Genomic DNA, 21,142 nt, shown 5'->3' with positions numbered 1-21,142 from the left:
AAAACAAAAAGGCAACGAAGCGATTCGTTGCCTTTTTTCTTGTGCGCGCGTCATGGAAATCTCGTCAATCGACAGGATTTATTACGCATGACGGATAACGATCCGAAGTCCCGCTCAATCGTGCCAGTCTTCGCAATCGCAAGGCGCGGACAGTTTCCATCGCCTGAAAAGCACGAAGCCCCGCGGCGCATTGCCTGCGGGGCTTCGAAATCAGGCGGAGAAGGCCGCGATTAGCCTTGCTTCGGCGCGTTGCCGAACAGACCGGCGAGACTGCCGAGCGAGCCGAGCACGTTGCTCACATCGAGCTGGCCTCCGGCCGGCACTTGGCCGTTCGGCGTCGCGTGATCGATGACGTGCGGCAACACCGCTGCCAGCATGCCCGAGAGTTGATCGCCCGATACACCAGCCTTCTGCGCGAGTGCGCCGACGGCATCCTGACCGAGCACGTTGGTCAGCGTTCCGGGGCTGATCGGCTGGTTCTCGCCGGTGCCGATCCACGACTGGACGACGTCGCCCGCGCCGTGCTGCTGGAAGCGTTGGACCAGGCCCATGATGCCGCCCGGCTGACTGTTGACGAACTGGAGCGCCGCCGCGATCAGCGCGGCTTGGCCAGACTGGCCGCCCGGTTGTTGCGACGAATTGCCAAGGGTGGAGGCGAGGATATCGATTAGGCTCATGGCGGGTCTCACTACGAGAGGTTGCGGGGTGGATTTGCCCGCGCCGCCGGTCTCGGCCCGAAGCCGAAAACGGTGACGCGGGCAGCGGCCGCGAACGGCCGTTCAACGATGTTCATACGCGAAAGCAATGTCCCTTCGACAAGGTTCCCCGACGAATTACTGACTGGCAGCCGCGGCGCTGGCGGCCTTATCTTTCTTGCTGCGCTTCGATTTCTTGGTTTCGCTGGCGGCGGCCGGAGCCGATGCGCCCGTCGTTGCAGCCGTCGCTGCCGCGCTGTCCTTCTTCGACTTCTTCGATTTCGTCGATGATTTCGCGCCCGATGCCGCGGCCGGGCTCGATGCCGGCGCCGCAGCCGGCGTCTGCGCCGTGGTGGCGGCAGGCGAGGTTGCGGCGGTTGCCGTCGTCGAGGATTTGACCGTCGAGTTCGGCGCGGCGCTGCCGCCTTGCGTCGTGGTCGCGGGCTTCGCCGTCTTGCCCGTCGGCGGCAGCGACGAGCCGCCGATCGTCAGACCGTTCTGCTCCAGCGTCGCCACCGACTTGGTGCCCAGACCCTTGACGCGGGTTGCGAGGTCGTCGGCGTCTTTGAACGGGCCGTTCTTGGCGCGCTCGTCGACAATCGCCTTCGACTTCACGGGACCTAAGCCCTTGACCGACTCCAGCGCGGCCTGATCGGCCGTATTGACATCGACCGCGGCAAACGCCGCCCCGATGGACAGCATGAACGCAAAGCACAGCATCAGCAGCTTTTTCAGCATGACGGCACTCCAGGCTTAAGAAGGACGATCGATGAGTTCGAGCCATTCGGGAAGATGCCGTTAAGGATAGGGCAAAAACCCGCGCCGAACGATGACGGCTCGCATTGTGCACGACCCCGCCGCGCGCGCCGCGTTACCGCACAATCTTTAACGTTGTGAAATGCCGGGCGGATGACGTTGCGCTTTTTATCTTTTTGCTGCTTCACGCAGCAAACGATTGCCTTCCCGACGCTACCTCATTTCGATGGACGCGCGGCGCTTTTGACATACGCGCCGCGCACCTCGAAGCTCACTTTGTCGATCACGGCGCCCTGCGTATCGACGAGTTCGAGAACGTGGCGGCCCGGCCACGGCAGCCATGACGCGCGGGCATCGTGACCGTAGGTTTTGCCGTCGAGCCGCCACGCGAGGCGCGCGCCGCTGTCCGCGCGCTCGAACCACACGCGCTGGCGCGCGGGCGGGATATCCGGATCGAGCGCGAAAATGGTGCCGTCCGTGGGCGCGCCGATACGCGCGGCCTGCGCATCCGGTGCATTTGGTGCATTCGGTGCATTCGGTGCCGTACCGTGCGCGGCGCGCGCTGCATTCGCCGTGAGTCCGACGGCGCTCATCTGCGTGCCGCGCACGAACCATTCGTCGCGCGTGGGCTCGATGTCGTTCTGATAGGCGACGTTCGTGCGCACGACGCCCGCCGGTGCGGCCGGTGCGCGGCTATCCGAGCGTCGATTCAGATAGTTGACGATAGCGTTCCACGCGGGCGCCGCGCCCGTCACGCCTGAAACGTCCCACATCGGTGCGCCGTCCGCGTTGCCGACCCACACGCCCACCGTGTATCGCGACGTGAAACCGACCGCCCAATTGTCGCGCATGTCCTTGCTGGTGCCGGTCTTCACCGCGCTGAAGGTGCGCGTGGCGAGCACGCTGTCGAAGCCGAAGGTGCGTGTGCGGGCGTTGTTGTCGGCGAGGATGTCGGTGACGATGAAGCTCGCGTCCGCACTGAACACGCGCGTTCCGGCGGGCGCCGGGGGATGCGCGTCGAGATCGAAGAACGGCCGCGCGACGCCGCCGTTCGCGAGCGCACGATACGCGTTGGCGAGCGTCGCGAGCGTGACGTCGGCGCTGCCGAGCGCGAGGCTGAAGCCGTAGTAGTCGCCCGCCTGCGAGAGCGGCAGGCCGAGCGCGACGAGCGTCTTCGCGAAACGATGCGGCGTGACCATCACAAGCGTGCGTACGGCGGGCACGTTCAGCGACGAACCCAGCGCCGTGCGCACGCTCACCCAGCCCTTGAAGTCGTGATCGTAATTCTGCGGGATATACAGGCCGCCGCCGGTCGCGAGATCGAGCGGCGCGTCGTCGAGCAGGGTCGCGGCGGTCACGCGCTTTTCGTCGATGGCCTGCGCGTAGAGGAACGGCTTGAGCGTCGAGCCGGCCTGACGCGCGGCGAGCACGGCGTCGACCTCGGGCGCGTTCGAGAGGCCGCCCGCCGCGCCGACCCACGCGAGCACGTCGCCCGTGCGGTTGTCGATGACGATGGCGGCGGCATCGTGCACGTTGCGCGGATGCGCGCGCGCGTTTAGCTCGGCAAGCGTGCGCGCGAGCGTGTCGCGGGCGAAGCGTTGCAGGCGCGCATCGAGCGTGGAGCGCACGCGCGCGCCCGCCGCCGGATGCACTTCGCCCGCGATACGTCGCGCGAGATGCGGCGCGAGCGCGTCGTCGCCCTGGGCGAAGGCGGGCGCCGATGCGGTGCGCGTGAGCGCGAGCTGGACGTAGCTCGTCAAATTGACGCAAGGATCGGCGTCGTGCGAACCATGTGCACCATGCAGCGCCTGCATGTCGCGCAGGATCGTGCATGCGCGGGCGGCGACTTTCGGGTACGGCGCGTTCGGCGCCCGCACCAGCGCGGCGGCGAGCGCGCTTTCGCGTTCATCGAGCCCGGACGGCGCCTTGCCGAACAAGGTCTGCGAAAGCGCAGACAAGCCGATGATCTCGCCGCGAAACGGCACGAGATTCAGATACGCCTCGAGAATCTGATCCTTGCGCCAGCTGCGTTCGATCCACAACGCGCCGACGGTCTGCTGCGCCTTCTCGCCGATAGACCGCCGTCCGGCCGGCTTGCCGCCTTCGTCGATGAGACCGGTGAGCTGCATCGTCACCGTGGACGCGCCGCGCGTGCGCGTGTTCCACAAATTGCCCCATGCGGCGGCCGCCGCGCCGCGCCAGTCCACGCCCGCGTGTTCGTAGAAGCGCTTGTCCTCCGACACGACGATCGCCTCCCGCAGCGCCGGCGACACGTCCGCGAGCGCGACCCAGTCGCCGCGCCGCGCGCTCTTGTCGATGCGCGTGCGGGCGAGCGTTTCGCCGTCGCGCGACAGGAGCATCCAGTCGGAGCTGCGCCAGTTCGCGCGCACATCGTCGAAAGAAGGCGACGCGTGCGCCGCCGCCGACAGAGCGCCCAGAGCGCATGCGATGACGAGACTGGCGGCGCGTTTCATGGCGTCACTTCACTTTGCGGCCAGCGGCTTGACGACCACCGGCGCATTCGGCAGCGCACCAAACGACGAAGGTGCGTAGAGCGCTTCGACGCGCGTCGGCGGCAGGCCGAAGGTACCCGGATTGTTCAGGCGCATCGTGTATTCGACTTGCAGCTTGCCCTTCGGCAGATAGTCGTAATACGCGCGATAGCCTTCGAAGCCGCGCTCGACGAACGCGGGCCACGCGCCGCGATCCTGCTTCTCGCCCGTGGTGGCCGCCTCGGAATCGCGTCCCAACCCGGAGCCGAGAATCGTCGCGCCGGCGGGAATCGGATCGTTCACGACGACCCAGGTCATGTCGCTTTGCGCGTCGATGTCGAGATGCACGCGCACGATGTCGCCGCGCGAAAGCACGCCCTTGACCGCCGGATCGACCGGCGTGACGGTCTTCGCAATGCGATATCCCGCCGCGAACGGCGCCTTCAGCGCGACGGCCGCGAGGCTTTCGATCGTCGCCCACGGCTTGCCAGTGCCGTCCTGTGTCAGCGAAAGCGTGCCGGTAGTCCACGGCAGCATCATGCTGCGCGTGTTCGCGCTTCTGGTCGCGGGCGTCGCGGAAGCGGACGTTGCAGGCGCTGCGCTCCAGTTCACGCTTTGCGTCGCGCTTCCCAGTTGCACCGACGTCCGACCCGTCACCGGCGTGCTCTCGAACAACTGCGAGAAACGGCCGACCGCGAGCGCGCCCCACAGGTTCGCCGTGGTGGTCTGCCACGCGCCGTTTTTCTGCAGCGCGAGCAGCCCCGCGACGAGGCGCGGCATCTCATCCTTCCAGCCGGGCGCGTCCGCGAAGACGAGCGCGGTGCGGGCGGCATTGGTTTCGGTGCCGGTCATGAGCCACCAGAGATCGTCGTCGCGTTCGGTCGAGAACGTGAGACGCGTGCCCTGATAAGTCAGACGCGCGCGGATGATCTGCTCCACCTGCGCGCGCTTCTCGTCGCGATTCGGAATGCCGTCGACCCGCGACAGGATCGCGTAGTAATCGAGCACCGCCGATGTCGGCCACTGGTCCGGCGCGACCGTGATCGAGCCGAGCATGCGCGGCTGCGCGAGACCATAGCGCGACAACGCTTCGATGGCGGCGAGCTTCTCGAAGTTGAGATCGTTACGCGGCGCCCAGAACTTGCGCTCGATCTTGCCGTCGACGAAATTCGCGAGACCCGCGGCCATCTGGTTGCGCAGATCGTCGGGCAGGGCGAAGCGGCGATCCTGCTTCGCGGCTTGGTCGGTGACGGCGAGCAGATACGCGGTGAGCGCGGGACTGCCGGTCGGGCGCTCGTCATCGGCGGGCGGGAAGTAGTTGGCGAGGCCGTCGCGGTCGAGATACGACGGCATCTTCACGAGCACGGCTTGCCATTGCGCCGCGTCCATCAGGCCGAGCGCGCGCGATGTTTGCTGCTCAAGGCAGTTGTACGGATAACGCTCGAACCAGCGGCGCACGCCGGGCAGCCCGTCCGCGAGCTTCGGCTGCAAGGACACCGCGATGCCGCCGCGCACGGCGCCGACGCTCGACTTGCTCGCGTCGGCGGGCGGCGCGACGGGCAGCGTGAGCGTGCCGTCGACTTGCGCGATGGTCGCCTGCTGCACCGCGACCGGAATCGCCGCGACGACCTTTTGCGTCAGCTTCACCGCGTCGCTTGCCGGTTTGGCAACCGACGCTCCGGCCTGTTCCGCCGCGCTGACGTCCCACGCGAGACTCGCGGACGAATTCGCGCCGAGCACATCCGGCGTTGTCACGTCCCACGCCACTTCCTGCGACGATTCCGGCGCGAGTTCCACCGTGCGCGCATCGAGCGTGAGCGCGCCCGCGTGCGGCGTGACGACGACGCGCATCGTGCGCGCGGTCGTGTTGCGCAGCGTGAACTGCGCGCGGAATGCATCGCCGACGCGCACGAGGGGCGGCAATCCCGAGATCAGCTGCAAGTCCTGCGTGCTCTGGATCGACGCACTGCCGGTGCCGAATTGCCCCGCGCCGACCGTCGCGACCGCGACGATGCGAAAGCGCGTGAGCGCATCGTTCAATGGCACGTCGACGGTGGCTTCGCCCTTCGCATCGAGCGTGACGCGCGGGTTCCACAACAGCAGCGTGTCGAACAGTTCGCGCGTCGCGCTATGTCCGCCGCCGCCGCCCGCCGGCACCGCCTTTCGCCCGAAGTGTCGCCGCCCGATGATCTCCATCTGCGCGGTCGACGTCTCCACGCCGTAGGCACGCTGCTGCAGCATGGCGTCGAGCACGTCCCAACTGCGATTGGGCATGAGTTCGAGCAAGGCTTCATCGACGGCCGCAACCGCGATCTGCGTGCCGGCGGGCGCGGGCTTGCCGTCGGGCAGCGCCACTTTCAGCTTGACGTGCGCGCGGCTGCGCACCGTGTGCGACTTCGCATCGGGGCTTACGCTGACCGCGAGCCTGTGCGACGCCGTGCCGACCTTGATCGACGCCAGCCCGTAACGGAACGCGGGCTTCGACAAATCGACGAGCGGCGTCGGCGCCTGATATTGACGGCCTTCGTACCAGAACGCGCGCGCCCAGTCGACCGGCGCTTTCCAGCCCCAGGTGAAGAACGAGTACCACGGCACTTCGCGGATGCGTCCGCGCAGCGCGAGCACCGACACGTAGACGTTCGGCCCCCATGCTTCCTCGACTTTAAGTTCGACGGTTGGATCGCGGCCATTCAGCTCGACGACCCGCGTCTCGACGATGCCCTCGCGCTCCACCGCGACCAGCGCCGTCGCCGAGCGGAAGGGCATGCGCACCTGAAAGCGCGCCGTTTCGCCGGGCTCGTAGCTGGTCTTTTCAGGCAAGACGTCGATGCGGTCGGTGTTCTCGCCGCCGAACCACAGTTCGTCCTCGCGCGTGACCCACACGGACGTGCTCGCGTTCGCCGAGCGGCCGTCGCCGTCTTTCGCGACCGCGATCAGATCGACGTTGCCCGCTTCTTTCACGCTGGCGTCGCACGACACGATGCCGTGGTCGTCGCTCTTGCCGCTGCACAGCGTGCCGAGATCCTTGATTTCGGTGTGGTTGTCGTACGCATAGAAGCCGCCGACCATGCGCTTGCGCGAACTCGACATCACGCGCGCAATCGCCTTGATTTCGATCGATACACCCGCGCGCGGCTTGCCTTGCAGATCGAGCGCGAGCGCCTGCACCGGCAACGCGCCGCCGACCGACACCCAATGGCCCGCCTTCACGCCGACAGCGACCGCGGCCGGCCAGAGCGTCGCGCCGCCGCTGATGGTCTGAATCTCGCCGTTCGGATCGGCGAAGCTCGCTTCGAGCGCAAGGCGCTTCGGCGATTCGACCGCGGGCAGCGGCTTCACCGTGAGCTTGCCGGCGCCGTCGCGGTCGAGCGTGACGCGCAGCTTGTCGGCGATGAGCTTGTTTGTCGTGTTGTCCTGCTGCTCGCTGTCGTCGTCCTCGGCGGGCGCGCTCGCGCCATCGTTCGCGGGCTTTTTATACGGCGCGAAACTGAATGCCTCGTACTGCGAAGCAAAGGGCGGCGCGACATCGCGCACGAGCGCCGACACCTGCACCGGCAGATTCGAGGCCGGTCCGCCCTGTACGTATTCGAGCCGCACCGCGACCGGCGCTTCTTGCGCGGCGACGAGTCCGGGCGATCCGGAGTCGCCCGCGCTGATCGAGCCTTTGAACACCGGCAGACGAAACTCTTCCACGCGGAAGCTGCCCGATTCATACGACTGCGTGACGGCGTTGTCGTTGTCGTCATTGTCATCGTCGGCGCTGTCGGAGTTGGCCGCGCCGTTGTCGAGCGTCACGCTGTATTCGCCGAGCTTCGCCGCGACGGGCACGGTGAACGTGGAGTCGGCGCTGTGATCCGCCGCCCACTTGAGCGGCAGATGCCACGTCTGGCCGCTGCCGACATGGCGGATCGTCACGCGGCTCGGATAGCTCGACGGAAACGCGAAACCATGCAGCGTCTCGACGCGCAGCAGATGCTTCATCGAAACCGTTTCACCCGCGCGCAGCAGCGTGCGGTCGAACACGGTATGCGCCTGCGTGGTGCGCGTCGGGTTCATGTCGGTCGGCACGTTGAAACGCCACGATTCGATGCCGCGATTCCAGTCCGACATCGCGAACGCCATGTCGGGACCCGTGACCGGATCGTTCACGCGCGCCGACACGAAAAAGCCGCCCCACGCGAGGCTGTGTTCGTTGCATTCGCGCGTGGCCGCGAGCGCCTTGCCGATTTTCGCGATGCCTTGCGCATCGGTGGTCGCGCTGGCGATTTCGTCGCCGTTGCAGTCGGTCACGCGCACTTGCGCGTTCGCGACGGGCTTGCCCTTGTCGAGCGTCGTGACCCACACGAGACTGTTCTCGCGGCCTTGCTTGAAATGCACGCCGAGATTGGTGACGAGCACCGACGTGCGCACGTACATCGCCTGATTCTTGCCGAGCAGCGATGCGCCGAGCGCGGGCGACGCCAGTTCGACCACATAGAAGCCCGGCTTCGTGAGCGGAATGCCGACCACTTCGAAGGGCCGCAGCGCTTTCGGATCGGCGGCGGGCAGCGTGAGCGTTTCGACGCCCGGGCGCTTGGCGAGCATCGACAGCGAGCGGATGTCGATCTGCGGATCCTTCGACACCGAACCGTCGCCGTTCGGAATGATGACCGGCTTGATGCCGTTGCCGAGCATCTCCGGCATGCGCTCCATGATCGTCGATTGCGACACCGAGATGCCGTCAAAGAGATCGACGGCGCGCATCCATTGGCGGATGTCGGTATCGGCGTCGAGCTTGAGCTTCGTGATCTGCGACGTGCCCGAATTGAGCCCCTGCACGTGCAGGTCCGCTTCGACATGACGCAGCGTGACGGGCAGCATCGCGGGCATGCCCGGTTCCGCGAAACGCTCGATGATGCCGAACGTGCCCGACGAGAACTTCGCGAGCGGCGGCATCGGCGCGGTCGCGGTCTTGAGCGGAAAGAGATCGGCGTTGGCGAGCGTGCGGCCGCTCGCGTCCTTGAGGTTCGCGGGCGCTTCGATCGTGAGATCGGCATGCTCCGGCAGCGGCGCGGCGAACTCGACGGCGCTCATTTCGGCGTCTTTGTTGTCTGCGTCGACATGCGGCGAGGCGGTACCGTTCGGTCCGCGCAGCACGAACTTCTGGGCATCGGCGCGGCTGATCGGCGCGCTGAAATTCAGCCGCAGCGGCCGCAGCGGCGTGCAAGGCGCTTTCGCGTTTTCGCGCTCGCACGAAAAGCTCGCGGTAAACGGTTCGCGCACCGTGAAGTCGAAACGTTTTTCGACATCGTTGGCGATGCCGCTCGGCCCCGTCACGCCCGCGCCGTAGACGAGCTGCATCTTCGTCGCCGATGGCAAGGTCTGCTGGCACGCGAGCGTGAGCACGCGATCGCTTTCCTTCTGTAGCCGGAAATGGTCGAGGAGGGCGGCGCGCGTGGTGTCGTCAACGGCGCGCACGGGAATGCGGTTGCCGAGCGCGTTCGACTCGCACCAGACGTTTTGCAGGACGGAAGCCTGCGTCGCCGGGCCGTTCAGGCGCAGCACGAAAGCCTGATTTTCTTCGATGTCGCCGTAACCCGGCATCACGCGCGTGACGAACGGCCCGCCGGTCTGGAATGCGAAGTGGCGCGGGCCGGATAAGACGTTGCCTGCAACGGACTTGAGGCTGTCAGGAAGATCGAGCGCGCAGCGCACGCCGGGCGGCAGGTCGTTCTCGAAGTCGAAGGCCCAGGTCTTGGCGTCGATCCAGCGGCCCGAGCCCGCGGTGGCGGAAGCGGCGGCGCCGCTGCACACGAGTTTGCCGGGCGCGGCGGCGGCCGCGTTGCCGAAGGCGATCATCGGTTCGTCGAACTTGGCGACCAACTGCCGGACCTGCGCGACCTTGCCTTGCGGCGACACGCTCGTGATGCGCGCGGCGTCGGCGCGATGCATCGCGATGCCGGACCCGAGCACGGCAATCAGCGCGATTGCGGCCAGAACCCACTTTTTTTGTGACGTTGTTATGCGGCTCATCCATTCGCTCCGGGATTCCCTCGAGGCGAAATTCTACTGGAGCCTTACGGCCTTCTTTCCGATGCTTCGATTTCAGCGACTTTTTTCACGGAATGTCGCATTCGTGCGCGCGTGTCAGAACGCGTCGACGGTCGGCCGATGACGCGCGCTCACGCGCCGCCAGTAAAGGAAGAGCCCGACGCCCGCGACGCCCAGGCTCGCGGAGTTCGCGATCCAGAAGCCGCGCGCGCCCTGCAGCCACGCGGGCACGCCGCCGCCGACATCGAAGCCGAGCAGATAGCCGCCGCCCAGGCCAATGCCCCATAGCGCGATGGCATAGATCAGGGTCGGCACGAACGTGACCTTGTACGCGCGCAGGATGAACGCGGTGGTGATCTGCAGCGCGTCGCAGAGGTGATAGAAGAAGATGATGAGCACGAGCGGCATCGCGGCCGCGATGACGTTCGCATCCGGCGTATAGGCCGCGATCACCTGCGGGCGCGCCGCGATCAGCAGCACGCCGTACACGAGCGCCAGCACACATGCCATGCCGATGCCGTGACGCGAGATCGATCGGGCGTCGTCGTAGCGTTGCGCGCCGAGCGCCTGCGACACGAGCGTCGACGACGCAATGCCGATCGACAGCGGCGTCATATAGAGCACCGCGCCGAGATTGCCCGCGATCTGGTGTCCGGCGAGCGTGGTCGTGCCGAAGCGCGAAATGAACAGCGCCATGAACGTGTACGACGTCACTTCGATGAGATAGGAGAGTCCCATCGGAATGCCCAGGCGGAGCAGCGCGAGCTGACGCCGCCAGACCGGCCAGCAGAAACGCGAGAAAATGCCGAACGGGCGGAAGAACTCGACTCTGAACAGCAGGGTCATGCCGACGATCGCCAGCGCCCAGTTGATGAGCGTGCTCGCGAGCGCGCAGCCCGGACCACCGAGCGCCGGAACGCCCGCGCCGCCGAAGATGAACCACGTATTGAGCGGAAACTTGAGCAGCAGGCCGCCGACTTGCAGGAACATCACGAGCCGCGGCTTTCCGACCGCATTCGCAAGCGAACTGTAGACGCGGAACGCGAGGCTCGCGGGCAGACCGAAGGAGAGAATCCGCAAATAATCGACGGTGCGGTCGTGCAGCGCGGCCGGCGTCCTGGCGAGGGAGAGAATCGGCTCGGGATGATAGAGCACCACGAAACCGATCACCGTGAGCGCCGCGGCAAGCCACAGTGCCTGACGCGTTTCCTCGCCGATCTCGCTTTCGCGGCCCGCGCCGAAGAGTTGTCCGGCGATCGGCTGCAACGCGACGAGAATCCCCGTGAGGCCGATATACACCGAGATATAAACCGAGCCGCCGAGGCCGAGCGCGGCGAGATCGGTGGCGGAGAAGCGGCCGACCATCGCGGTGTCGATCACGCCGAACGCGATCACCGCAAGCTGGCCGATCAGCACCGGCCACGCGAGCGCCGCGATCTTGCGCACGTCGCTCAGCATGCTTGTTGTGCTGGTCGATGTCGACATGGCGCGCATCGCGTCACTGCTCCCGGTGCAAGCTCTTGGGGCGCAATGGTTTCTTCGCCGGCGGCGTGGGACGTTCGATGCGCACGTACAGGCGGAAGCGTTCGTCGCGGTCGGCGACGCGCCGGCCTTCCCATACGAGCTTCCATACGAACGCCGACATCGACGACGGCTCACCGTAGTCCGACCGATCCTGACGCAGGATCACGTCGCAGTCTTCGTCGAATGCGAAGTGCATGCCGCCGAAATACGCGAACGTGGCGATCTGCGCATCGCCCAGGCGGACGGGCGAGATGCAGTTGTAGTCGGACGGCAGATGATCGGCGATCTGCTCGGCGACATCCCGATACGTCCGGCTGTAATTGACCACAGGCAGCCATAGCGTCATGAGCAGCACCCACATCAGCGTGGTTCCTGCGCTCGACAGCACGACGCTGCGCCACAGCACCTTGGGATGGCGCGCGAGCCGCCAGCGCGCGAGCATGAACCAGCAGACCGTCACCGCCACGGCGCATACGAACGAGAGCAGCTTGAACTCGGGATGGAAGCCCGGCACGAGACGCGCGAGATTGCGCGCCATGGGCGCGGGAAAGCCGATCATGCCCGCCGTCCACACGAGCCACACCAGCGAGCCGATGATGGTGAAGCTCAACATCGCGAACCAGTCGATCGCGTTGATCGCGCCGCGCTTGAGCGTCGGCAGCGCGAAGGTGGCGAGCACGGAAAGCGGCGGCAGCAGCAGCATGAAGAGCCGGTTGGTCTCATGCGCCTGCAGCACGAGCAGCAGGAGCAGCGGTCCGATGATCGACAGCGGCACGCCCACGTGCGGCGAACGGCGCTGTCCGCCCCAGCTGACGAACGCCCAGATCGCGAGCGGCCACGCGGGCCACGTGAAGAGCGGCAGGTTCTTGATCGCGTAGCCGAAGATCGAACCGGGCGTGCCGGAGAAGGAATAGAAGCTGTTGCGCCACCATTGGCGCAGCCACCATGCGCCGTCGTCGGGGAAGAAGTGCAGCGTCGGCAAGACCCAGGCGGCGATCAGCACGATCGCGACCGGCAGCCCGTAAATGATGAGCGGCAGCGCGCGCACCTGTTTCACGATGATCGTCATCGCGAGCGTGCAGAGCAGGAGCGCGAACACCAGCACCGGTGAACTCGACAAGCCGACCACGCCGATCGCCGCGCCCCACACAAGTCCGCCGTGGATCGGCTTGTCGAGGCTGCGCACGAGGCCGTAGATGAGCATCGCGGTGCCGGCGAACTGGGCGAGCTGCGGCGTGGTTTCGTGGCCGCGTTCGGCTAGGCCGAAGCACGCGAGCAGGATGAGCAGGGCGCCGTCGGCGAGCGTGCGGCCGTAGTCGCGCGGCTCGGGCTCGCCGCCGAATGCGTATTTGAAAGGCTGGGCTTCATCGCGCCGGCCGAGCAGATAAGCCGAATACCAGACGAAAGCGCAGGCCAGACAGAACAGCAGGCCGGTGACCACGCGCGAGGCATTGCTCGCGTCGACCCACGGGCTCAGCAGACGAATGGCCGATGCGCCGAGCCAGTACATGAGCGGGCCATCGGCGGTCGGGGCGCGGCCGACGAGATTCGGCAGCAGCCAGTCGCGCGCGTCGCCGTTGGCCATTGTCCACATCACGCCGAAACCTGCCGCGTCTTCGTTCTTCCACGGGTCGCGGCCGAACAGGCCGAACGAAGCGTAGGTGATACAGATGGCGAGCAGCAGCCAGCGCGGCAGGGCGCTAGTGGCGGAGGCGGTCAGACGAACGACAGATCGCATGCGAAAAGACTGGATGGAAAACGGTCCGCTGATGATTCCGCGCTGAAGTGCGCGGCGGGGCTTGAAGCAACCGGCATTGTAGTCGCGCGGCGGCGGAAAGGGCGTTTCGACGGTGCCCGCCGTAACGGGGCGCAACAACCCTTACCGAATGCAGCAAAGGAGATGCCGTACGCGCGGCGAGAAAGCTCGCGGCGACAAAAAAGGGCAGCCCAGGCTGCCCTTTTTGCTTGACCGTTGAATTCGACCATCGGATACGAGAGTCGAATCTGGCCATAAAGCCCGACTTACTTCTTGGTGGAGAAGCGTGCGAACTTGTTGTTGAACTTCTCGACGCGGCCGGCCGTGTCCATGATCTTCTGCTGGCCCGTGTAGAACGGGTGCGATTCCGACGACACTTCGATCTTCGCGAGCGGATAGCTCTTGCCGTTGAATTCGGCGGTTTCGCGCGTCTGGATGGTCGAGCGGGTCACGAAGCGGAAGTCGTTCGACATGTCGACGAACAGGACTTCGCGATAATTCGGGTGAATGCCTTCTTTCATGGTCTTTCCTGAGATCTGGCGGTAGCCAACCCGCTGCGCCTTGATATGACGCCTGCGCGAGTCACTTGCCTAGGGTCGAAAAACGGCGATTATGCCAGAAAATCAGTTGCTTGACATCTTTTTCGGCGGTTTGGTCGCAGGTCACGTGTCGGAACTGTCGAGCGCCCCGACGCCCGCCGGATCCTGCCGGTAATAGCGCGCGAGCAGCCGGTAAAGCTCGGGATAGTCGGCCTCGAACGCCTGCGGCGTGACGAACAGCGCCTCGCTGCACACGGCGAAGAACTCGGACGGATGATCCGCGGCGTAAGGATCGATCAGCGATTCGCGCTCGAAACGCGCCCAGCGCCGCTCCGGCACGGCGTCGACGCGCGCGCAGAACTGGTCGTAGGCGTTGTCGAAAATATCGGCCCAGGCGGTGGAATCGAGCGGTGCGTGCCAGCGGCGAAACAGCGGTGGATGGCCGTCCGCTACGCCCGTCACCATGTCGATCTTGTGCGCGAATTCGTGGATCACGACGTTGTAGGCGTCGGAGCCGTCGGCCATCTGCGCGTCTTCCCACGACAGCACGACCGGGCCGCCTTCCCATGCTTCGCCGCTCGCGTCGTGCTCGACTTCGTGGACGACGCCGTCCTCGTCCTCCACCGTTTTCCTGATGATGAACTCGCCCGGATAGACGATCACGCCGACCCAGCCGCGATATAGGTCGAGGTCCAGATTGAGCACCGGAAGGCAGGCCTGCGCGGCGATGGAGACGAGCATGACATCGGTCAGTTCGAGCTCGTGCGCGCCCGAGAACGCCTTCTGCGCGATGAAAAGACTCGCGGATTCGCGCAGGCGCTCGAGATCGGCGGCGCTCAGGTGGCCGAAGAACGGATACGCATCGAGCGTACTGCGCCACAGGGCGTCGTCGATCGCGTATTTGCGCAGCGCGCGCTCGCGCCGTTGTGCGCCGAACCATCGGGAAAAAAGATTGGCCATCGGTCGTTCGTGTCGCTTTTCAGTCGCTTCGATAGACCGGATTGTACGGAGCGCGGCTCGCGTGCCGCATGCGCGCCGCATAAAAAAACCGCCTGACGGAGCAGGCGGTTTTGCGATCTTTGCGATCAGCAGCAGCGAAGCGGATCAGCCTCCGCCGCGGCGCATCATGTCGAAGAATTCGGCGTTGTTCTTCGTCTGACGGATTTTGTCGAGCAGGAATTCCATGGCTTCGACTTCGTCCATGTCGTGGATGAACTTGCGCAGCACCCAGACCTTTTGCAGCAGATCCGGCTTGATAAGCAGTTCCTCGCGACGCGTGCCCGACTTGTTCAGGTTGATCGACGGATAGACGCGCTTTTCCGCGAGACGGCGCTCGAGGTGCACTTCCATGTTGCCGGTGCCCTTGAATTCTTCGTAGATGACGTCGTCCATGCGGCTGCCGGTCTCGATAAGCGCCGTGCCGATGATCGTGAGCGAGCCGCCTTCCTCGATATTGCGCGCGGCGCCGAAGAAGCGCTTCGGACGCTGCAGCGCGTTGGCGTCGACACCGCCGGTCAGCACCTTGCCCGACGCGGGCACGACCGTGTTGTAGGCGCGCGCGAGACGCGTGATGGAGTCGAGCAGAATCACGACGTCGTGCTTCATTTCGACGAGACGCTTCGCCTTTTCGATGACCATTTCGGCCACTTGCACGTGGCGCGCGGCGGGTTCGTCGAACGTGGAGGCGATCACTTCGCCCGCCACCGAGCGCTGCATTTCCGTGACTTCTTCAGGACGTTCGTCGATCAGCAGCACGAACAGCACGATGTCCGGATGGTTCTGCTTGATCGCATGCGCGATGTGCTGAAGCATCACGGTCTTGCCCGACTTCGGCGACGCGACGAGCAGACCGCGCTGGCCCTTGCCGATCGGCGAGATCATGTCGATGATCCGGCCCGTGACGTTTTCCTCGCCGCGCATTTCGCGTTCGAGCGGCAGCGGCTTGTTCGGATGCAGCGGCGTGAGGTTCTCGAACATGATCTTGTGTTTCGAGGCCTCGGGCGGCTGCCCGTTGACTTTGTCCACCTTCACCAGCGCGAAATACCGCTCGCCGTCTTTCGGCGTGCGCACTTCGCCTTCGATGGTGTCGCCGGTGTGGAGATTGAAGCGGCGAATCTGCGACGGGCTGATGTAGATGTCGTCCGTACTCGCGAGATACGAGGTCTCGGGCGAGCGCAGAAAGCCGAAGCCATCGGGCAGCACTTCGAGCGTGCCGTCGCCGAAAATCGTGTCGCCTGCCTTGGCGCGTTTTTTAAGAATTGCGAACATCAGTTCCTGCTTGCGCAGGCGATTCGCATTTTCGATTTCGAGGCCATTGGCCATCTCGATCAGTGCAGACACGTGCTGAGACTTGAGCTCGGATAAATGCATACGGATTTCCCGCCGGGGAGAAGAGGTGCGACAGAAAGATTTGGGAGAAGAGGTGAGCGGAACCGCTCGAGACTTAGTACTTCTTGAACTCTTGTTATTCTAGCATAGCACACGCCGCATGCGCCTCGAGTGGGCTTGGGACGTGGCTGTTAGGCCGATGTTGCCGCACGACAACATCGGCTGCACCGGGGCCGCAGGGGTCACGCGCGGCCGATGCCGCATTGCGTCTTAACGCGCGGCGCCGGGGAATGCCGGCGCCGCCGTCGATGCAGTTACAGGTTGCTGTCGAGGAACGCGGTGAGTTGCGACTTGGACAGTGCGCCGACCTTCTGCGCCGCGACCGCGCCGTTCTTGAAGAGGATCAGCGTGGGAATGCCGCGCACGCCGAACTTCACCGGAGTCGATTGATGCTCGTCCACGTTGATCTTCGCGATCTGCAGACGATCGCCATAATCCTTCGCGACTTCGTCGAGGATCGGGGCAATCATCTTGCACGGACCGCACCACTCCGCCCAGAAGTCGAGCAGGACAGGTTTATCCGACTTGACGACATCCTGCTCGAAAGAAGCGTCGCTGATGTGCTTGATTGATTCGCTCATTGTCTGAATACCTCTATTGATTCGAGGCCCGCGTTTGAATGCTCGCCACGATACACCAAAACTGAAGAAGACTACGTCGCCAACGGGCGCTGATAAGCCCGGACGCCGTGCACGAGCATGACTCGCGACCGGCGGCAAATGATCCGCGACGGGCCGAAATGCACCAAACGGCGCCATTGCGGGTTATTCACGTGCCATCTTAGCCTACTTTGCTATCCGTTGCCGGGTACTGATAGGCCCGATCTGAGGGCAAAAACACCAAGTACAAGAGGGCGCTCCGGCGTGCATTCAGGCGCGCGATGGCGAATGCCTGCAGCGCGTCGAAGTGCTTTTATCGAAGCCTTCCGGGAGCGCCGGGCTGCGTGATACAATTCGACGTGACGGGCCTCCTCGCATGGTGGCGCGGTCAACCTGGTCAGGTCGGGAACGAAGCAGCCACAGCCGTTTTCCACCAGTGCCGAGGGTCGGGCTCGTCACCTTCGCTTTTTTCTGTTGTTCTTGTTTCTCTTCCCCGGTTATTCATCTGTATCGCGCGCCATCCGAGTGCGGCGTTGCCGTGCGCTCGCATCGTGCGAAACGCGCCGTGTCGGGATGCGTCCGCGGCCTTTCGGAGCGGCGTTTGCGCCAGGTCGTTGCTGATACAATTTCACGCATGACCTATCAAGTTCTCGCACGCAAATGGCGGCCGAAATCGTTCGAGTCGCTCGTCGGCCAGGAGCATGTCGTCCGCGCGCTCACGCACGCGCTCGATGGCGGCCGGCTGCATCACGCCTATCTGTTTACGGGTACGCGCGGCGTCGGCAAGACGACGCTTTCGCGTATCTTCGCGAAGGCGCTCAACTGTGAAACCGGTGTGACGTCGAAGCCGTGCGGCGTGTGCCGTGCGTGCCGGGAAATCGATGAAGGCCGTTTCGTCGATTACGTCGAAATGGATGCGGCGAGCAATCGCGGCGTCGACGAAATGGCGGCGCTGCTCGAACGCGCCGTGTACGCACCCGTCGATGCGCGCTTCAAGGTCTACATGATCGACGAAGTGCACATGCTCACGAACCACGCCTTCAACGCCATGTTGAAGACGCTCGAAGAGCCGCCGCCGCATGTGAAGTTCATCCTCGCGACCACCGATCCGCAGAAGATTCCGGTCACTGTGCTCTCGCGCTGTCTTCAGTTCAATCTGAAGCAGATGCCAGCCGGGCATATCGTGTCGCATCTGGAGCAGATCCTTCAGCAGGAGAAGATTGCGTTCGAGTTGCAGGCGCTGCGGCTTTTGTCGCGCGCGGCGGACGGCAGCATGCGCGACGCGCTCTCGCTGACCGATCAGGCGATCGCCTATTCGGCCAACGAAGTCACCGAGGAAGCCGTGCGCGGCATGCTCGGCGCGCTCGATCAAAGCTACCTGATCCGTCTCATCGACGCGCTCGCCGCCGGGGACGGCGCGCAGGTTCTCTCTATCGCCGACGAAATGGCGCTGCGCAGCCTGTCTTTCTCGACGGCATTGCAGGATCTCGCGAGCCTGCTGCACCGGATCGGGTGGGCGCAGTTCGCGCCGGCGTCGGTGCTGGACGAGTGGCCTGAAGCGGCCGATATCCGCCGCTTTGCCGACATGCTTTCCGCCGAGCAGGTGCAGTTGTTCTATCAGATCGCGACCGTCGGGCGCAGCGAACTCGGCCTCGCGCCGGACGAATATGCCGGCTTCACGATGACGCTGCTGCGCATGCTCGCGTTCGAACCGGCGGGCGGGCCGGGCGGTGGCGGCGTCGCTGTCGGCGCGCCTTCGGGAGCCAAGGCTGCGCGCAGCGCGGCGCTCGCGGGGGCGATGGCCGAGCGCGCCGTTGCGCCCGTTCCGGCGTCCGCGGCGAAGGCGGCCGCGCCTGCGCCGGAGATCGAGGTCAAAACCGCTAAGGTGATCGTCGAGACGCCTGCGCCGGCGAAACCGGCTGAAGAAAGCGTGAAACCCGTCGACGCGGTCGATGCGACTAAGCCGGTCGTCGGCAAGGCCGCAGTTGATGCGATCGAGCCGGTTGCCGAGAAGCCCGCGTTCGAGCCGAGCGAGCCGATCGCCAGCAAGCCCGCGCCGGTGCCGAGCGCCGTGCGAGAGGTTATCGACGAAGCCGCGCCCGTGGCGGCGCGAGCGTCGGAATCCGCGAGCGCCGCAACGAGTGGCGCTGCCGGTGCAAGTAGCGCAGGCGGCGCCCGCGCCGCACTCGAAGTCTTGCGCAGCGCGGGCATGCGTCTTTCGTCCGACCGTGGAACACGCGGTGCGTCCGCCACGCAAACGGCCGCGCCCGTCGCGACGAAGCCCGCAGCAAAGCCCGCCGTGCAGGTGCCGGTTCCCGCGCCCCGGCGCGTAACGCCTGCGCCATCCACCGCGCCATCCGAATCCAGACCGGCTGCGAGCAACGAGCGCAAGTCGGGCGTCGTTCCGCCGTGGGAGGACATGCCGGCCGACGACTATCCGCCGCCGGCATCGGAAGACGAATACTTCATGCCGCCCGATGACGGCTTCGTCCCCGCCTTCGACAGCGGCCCGGACGACATGCGCTTCGGCAGCGAACCCGCGCCGAAGCCCGCGGCGCCGAAACTCGACACGACTCCGCTGCCGCCCGCCGTCCCGCTCGACGCGCTCGGCGTGACGGTCGACTGGCCCGCGCTCGCCGTCGATCTGCCGTTGAAGGGCGTCGCCTATCAGCTCGCGTTCAACAGCGAACTGACCGCCTGCGATGCAAATTCGATCACGCTGGCCGTCGCGGTTCAGATGTACACCGACGCCGCGCACGTCGCGAAGCTCAAGGCGGCGCTCGGCGAGAAACTCGGCCGCGCGCTCGAAGTCAACGTCAATGTCGGGGCCGCGCGCCGCACCGCCGCCGCGCTCGACGCAGCCCTGCGCGCGAGACGTCAGCAGGAGGCCGAGCAGGAAATCACGCAGGATCCGTTCGTGCAGTCCCTGATCCGCGATTTCGGCGCGAGCATCGTCCAGGGGTCGATCAAGCCGATTGCTTCATCGGGCGCGAATCCGTCATGAACCGAAGGGCGCGGCGCATGTTCAGGCGCCGTGCATCCACATTGAATGTCGAGCGTTTGCGCGCGCCGCACGCTCGCCCGTCACACGTTTTCCAGTAAGGAGCCGAACCATGATGAAGAACCAACTCGCCGGGCTGATGAAACAGGCTCAGCAGATGCAGGAAAACATGAAGAAGATGCAGGACCAGCTCGCGCTGATCGAGGTCGAGGGCCAGTCGGGCGCCGGTCTCGTGAAGGTGACGATGACCTGCAAGAACGACGTCAAGCGCGTGTCGATCGACCCGAGCTTGCTGGCCGACGACAAGGACATGCTCGAAGACCTCGTCGCCGCCGCGTTCAACGACGCCGTGCGCAAGGCCGAGGCCACCACGCAGGAAAAGATGAGCGGTATGACGGCCGGCATGCCGATGCCGCCCGGCTTCAAGCTGCCGTTTTGATCGCGCGCGCCGGCGTGTCTGCTGCGCGCCGGCCGCCATTTGAGGACACATGAAACAACCTTCCGCTCTGTCGGCGCTGGTCGAGGCGCTGCGCGCGCTGCCCGGCGTCGGGCCGAAATCGGCGCAGCGCATGGCTTATCACCTGATGCAGCACGATCGCGCGGGCGCCGAGAAGCTCGGGTCTTCGCTGTTGTTCGCAACAGAGAATCTGAAGCACTGCGCGAAGTGCAACACGTTCACCGAGGCCGAGATCTGCGAAGTCTGCGTCGACGAGGAGCGCGATCCGGCGTTGCTGTGCGTCGTCGAGACGCCCGCCGATCAGATCATGCTCGAACAGACGCTCACGTATCGCGGGCTCTATTTCGTGCTGATGGGGCGGCTCAGTCCGCTCGACGGCATCGGTCCGAAGGAGATTCACTTCGAGCGCCTGATCAGCCGCGCGCTCGACGGCATCGTGCAGGAAGTGGTGCTTGCCACCAACTTCACGAACGAGGGCGAAGCCACCGCGCACTATCTCGCGCAGACGCTCAAGTCGAAGGGGCTGAAAGTGACGCGGCTCGCGCGTGGCGTGCCGGTCGGCGGCGAGCTCGAATATGTCGATGCGGGCACGATCGCGCGCGCGATGCTCGATCGCCGCTCGGTCTGAGCGCAACGAAGCAGCACTCCGATCATCAAGACAATCAGGAAACGAAGCGATGACAGAAACCGAAGCCCGCGCGCTCGCGACGCATCGTCACTACAAGGGCGGCCTCTATCGCGTGATCGGTGTCGCGCGACATTCGGAGACCGAGGAAGCGATGATCGTCTATGAACATCTGTGGCCGCACGAGCGCGGTCTGTGGGTGCGGCCCGCCGCGATGTTCAACGAGACGCTCGCCGACGGCACGCCGCGCTTCGCGCCGCTCGACATTCCGCTGTGAAGT

The 21,142-nt window shown here is 65.3% G+C and carries 14 protein-coding genes and 1 other RNA gene; 5 read left to right on the top strand and 10 right to left on the bottom strand.

Going from position 1 to position 21,142, the window contains the following annotated elements:
* Positions 1-230: 230 nt before the first annotated feature.
* The 10 genes from BRPE64_RS07745 to trxA all read right to left on the bottom strand — a co-directional run bounded on the left by BRPE64_RS07745 (position 231) and on the right by trxA (position 16,761).
* Complete coding sequence (locus BRPE64_RS07745; protein ID WP_016345524.1) at positions 231-677, bottom strand: YidB family protein; 447 nt, start codon at positions 675-677, stop codon at positions 231-233.
* A 156-nt stretch (positions 678-833) separates the two neighbouring features.
* Complete coding sequence (locus tag BRPE64_RS07740) at positions 834-1,433, bottom strand: ComEA family DNA-binding protein (RefSeq protein ID WP_016345523.1); 600 nt, start codon at positions 1,431-1,433, stop codon at positions 834-836.
* Positions 1,434-1,669: 236 nt separating this feature from the next.
* The gene (gene pbpC / locus BRPE64_RS07735; protein WP_016345522.1) at positions 1,670-3,925 is read right to left on the bottom strand and encodes a penicillin-binding protein 1C; all 2,256 of its coding nucleotides are present in this window, start codon (positions 3,923-3,925) and stop codon (positions 1,670-1,672) included.
* A gap of 9 nt (positions 3,926-3,934) precedes the next feature.
* Positions 3,935-9,955, bottom strand: a complete 6,021-nt coding sequence (locus tag BRPE64_RS07730; RefSeq protein WP_016345521.1) for an alpha-2-macroglobulin family protein — start codon at positions 9,953-9,955, stop codon at positions 3,935-3,937.
* Between the two features lie 114 nt (positions 9,956-10,069).
* Positions 10,070-11,431 carry an MATE family efflux transporter gene (locus tag BRPE64_RS07725; RefSeq protein ID WP_016345520.1) on the bottom strand — a complete coding sequence of 454 codons (1,362 nt, stop codon included), beginning with the start codon at positions 11,429-11,431 and terminating at the stop codon, positions 10,070-10,072.
* Between the two features lie 40 nt (positions 11,432-11,471).
* A complete protein-coding gene (locus tag BRPE64_RS07720) occupies positions 11,472-13,235 on the bottom strand; it encodes an ArnT family glycosyltransferase (RefSeq protein ID WP_044042064.1) in 1,764 nt (587 codons plus the stop codon).
* Positions 13,236-13,519: 284 nt separating this feature from the next.
* Entirely contained in the window at positions 13,520-13,774 is a 255-nt protein-coding gene (locus tag BRPE64_RS07715) for a type B 50S ribosomal protein L31 (RefSeq protein ID WP_016345518.1), read from the bottom strand.
* Between the two features lie 141 nt (positions 13,775-13,915).
* A complete protein-coding gene (locus tag BRPE64_RS07710; protein ID WP_016345517.1) occupies positions 13,916-14,752 on the bottom strand; it encodes a M90 family metallopeptidase in 837 nt (278 codons plus the stop codon).
* A gap of 144 nt (positions 14,753-14,896) precedes the next feature.
* Positions 14,897-16,162, bottom strand: coding sequence for a transcription termination factor Rho (gene rho, locus BRPE64_RS07705; protein WP_044041376.1), 1,266 nt, complete (start codon positions 16,160-16,162; stop codon positions 14,897-14,899).
* Between the two features lie 272 nt (positions 16,163-16,434).
* Positions 16,435-16,761: a thioredoxin TrxA gene (trxA, locus tag BRPE64_RS07700; RefSeq protein ID WP_008349330.1), complete on the bottom strand. Its 327-nt coding sequence runs from the start codon at positions 16,759-16,761 to the stop codon at positions 16,435-16,437.
* Between the two features lie 379 nt (positions 16,762-17,140).
* Between trxA and ffs the strand changes: the two genes are divergently transcribed.
* From ffs to BRPE64_RS07680, 5 genes are all read left to right on the top strand, one after another.
* Positions 17,141-17,239, top strand: an RNA gene (gene ffs, locus BRPE64_RS32110) — signal recognition particle sRNA small type.
* 174 nt (positions 17,240-17,413) lie between these two features.
* Positions 17,414-19,783, top strand: a complete 2,370-nt coding sequence (dnaX, locus tag BRPE64_RS07695) for a DNA polymerase III subunit gamma/tau (protein WP_016345515.1) — start codon at positions 17,414-17,416, stop codon at positions 19,781-19,783.
* Between the two features lie 109 nt (positions 19,784-19,892).
* The gene (locus tag BRPE64_RS07690; protein WP_014191628.1) at positions 19,893-20,219 is read left to right on the top strand and encodes a YbaB/EbfC family nucleoid-associated protein; all 327 of its coding nucleotides are present in this window, start codon (positions 19,893-19,895) and stop codon (positions 20,217-20,219) included.
* A gap of 49 nt (positions 20,220-20,268) precedes the next feature.
* On the top strand, positions 20,269-20,865 hold the full coding sequence (gene recR, locus BRPE64_RS07685; RefSeq protein WP_016345514.1) for a recombination mediator RecR: 597 nt from the start codon (positions 20,269-20,271) through the stop codon (positions 20,863-20,865).
* 49 nt (positions 20,866-20,914) lie between these two features.
* Positions 20,915-21,139, top strand: a complete 225-nt coding sequence (locus BRPE64_RS07680; protein WP_016345513.1) for a DUF1653 domain-containing protein — start codon at positions 20,915-20,917, stop codon at positions 21,137-21,139.
* Positions 21,140-21,142 lie beyond the last annotated feature (3 nt).

Origin of the sequence: Caballeronia insecticola (assembly GCF_000402035.1) — a bacterium.
GTDB lineage: Bacteria > Pseudomonadota > Gammaproteobacteria > Burkholderiales > Burkholderiaceae > Caballeronia > Caballeronia insecticola.
The sequence above is the reverse complement of the archived record's forward strand: the minus strand, read 5'-3'. Positions and strand labels throughout refer to the sequence as shown.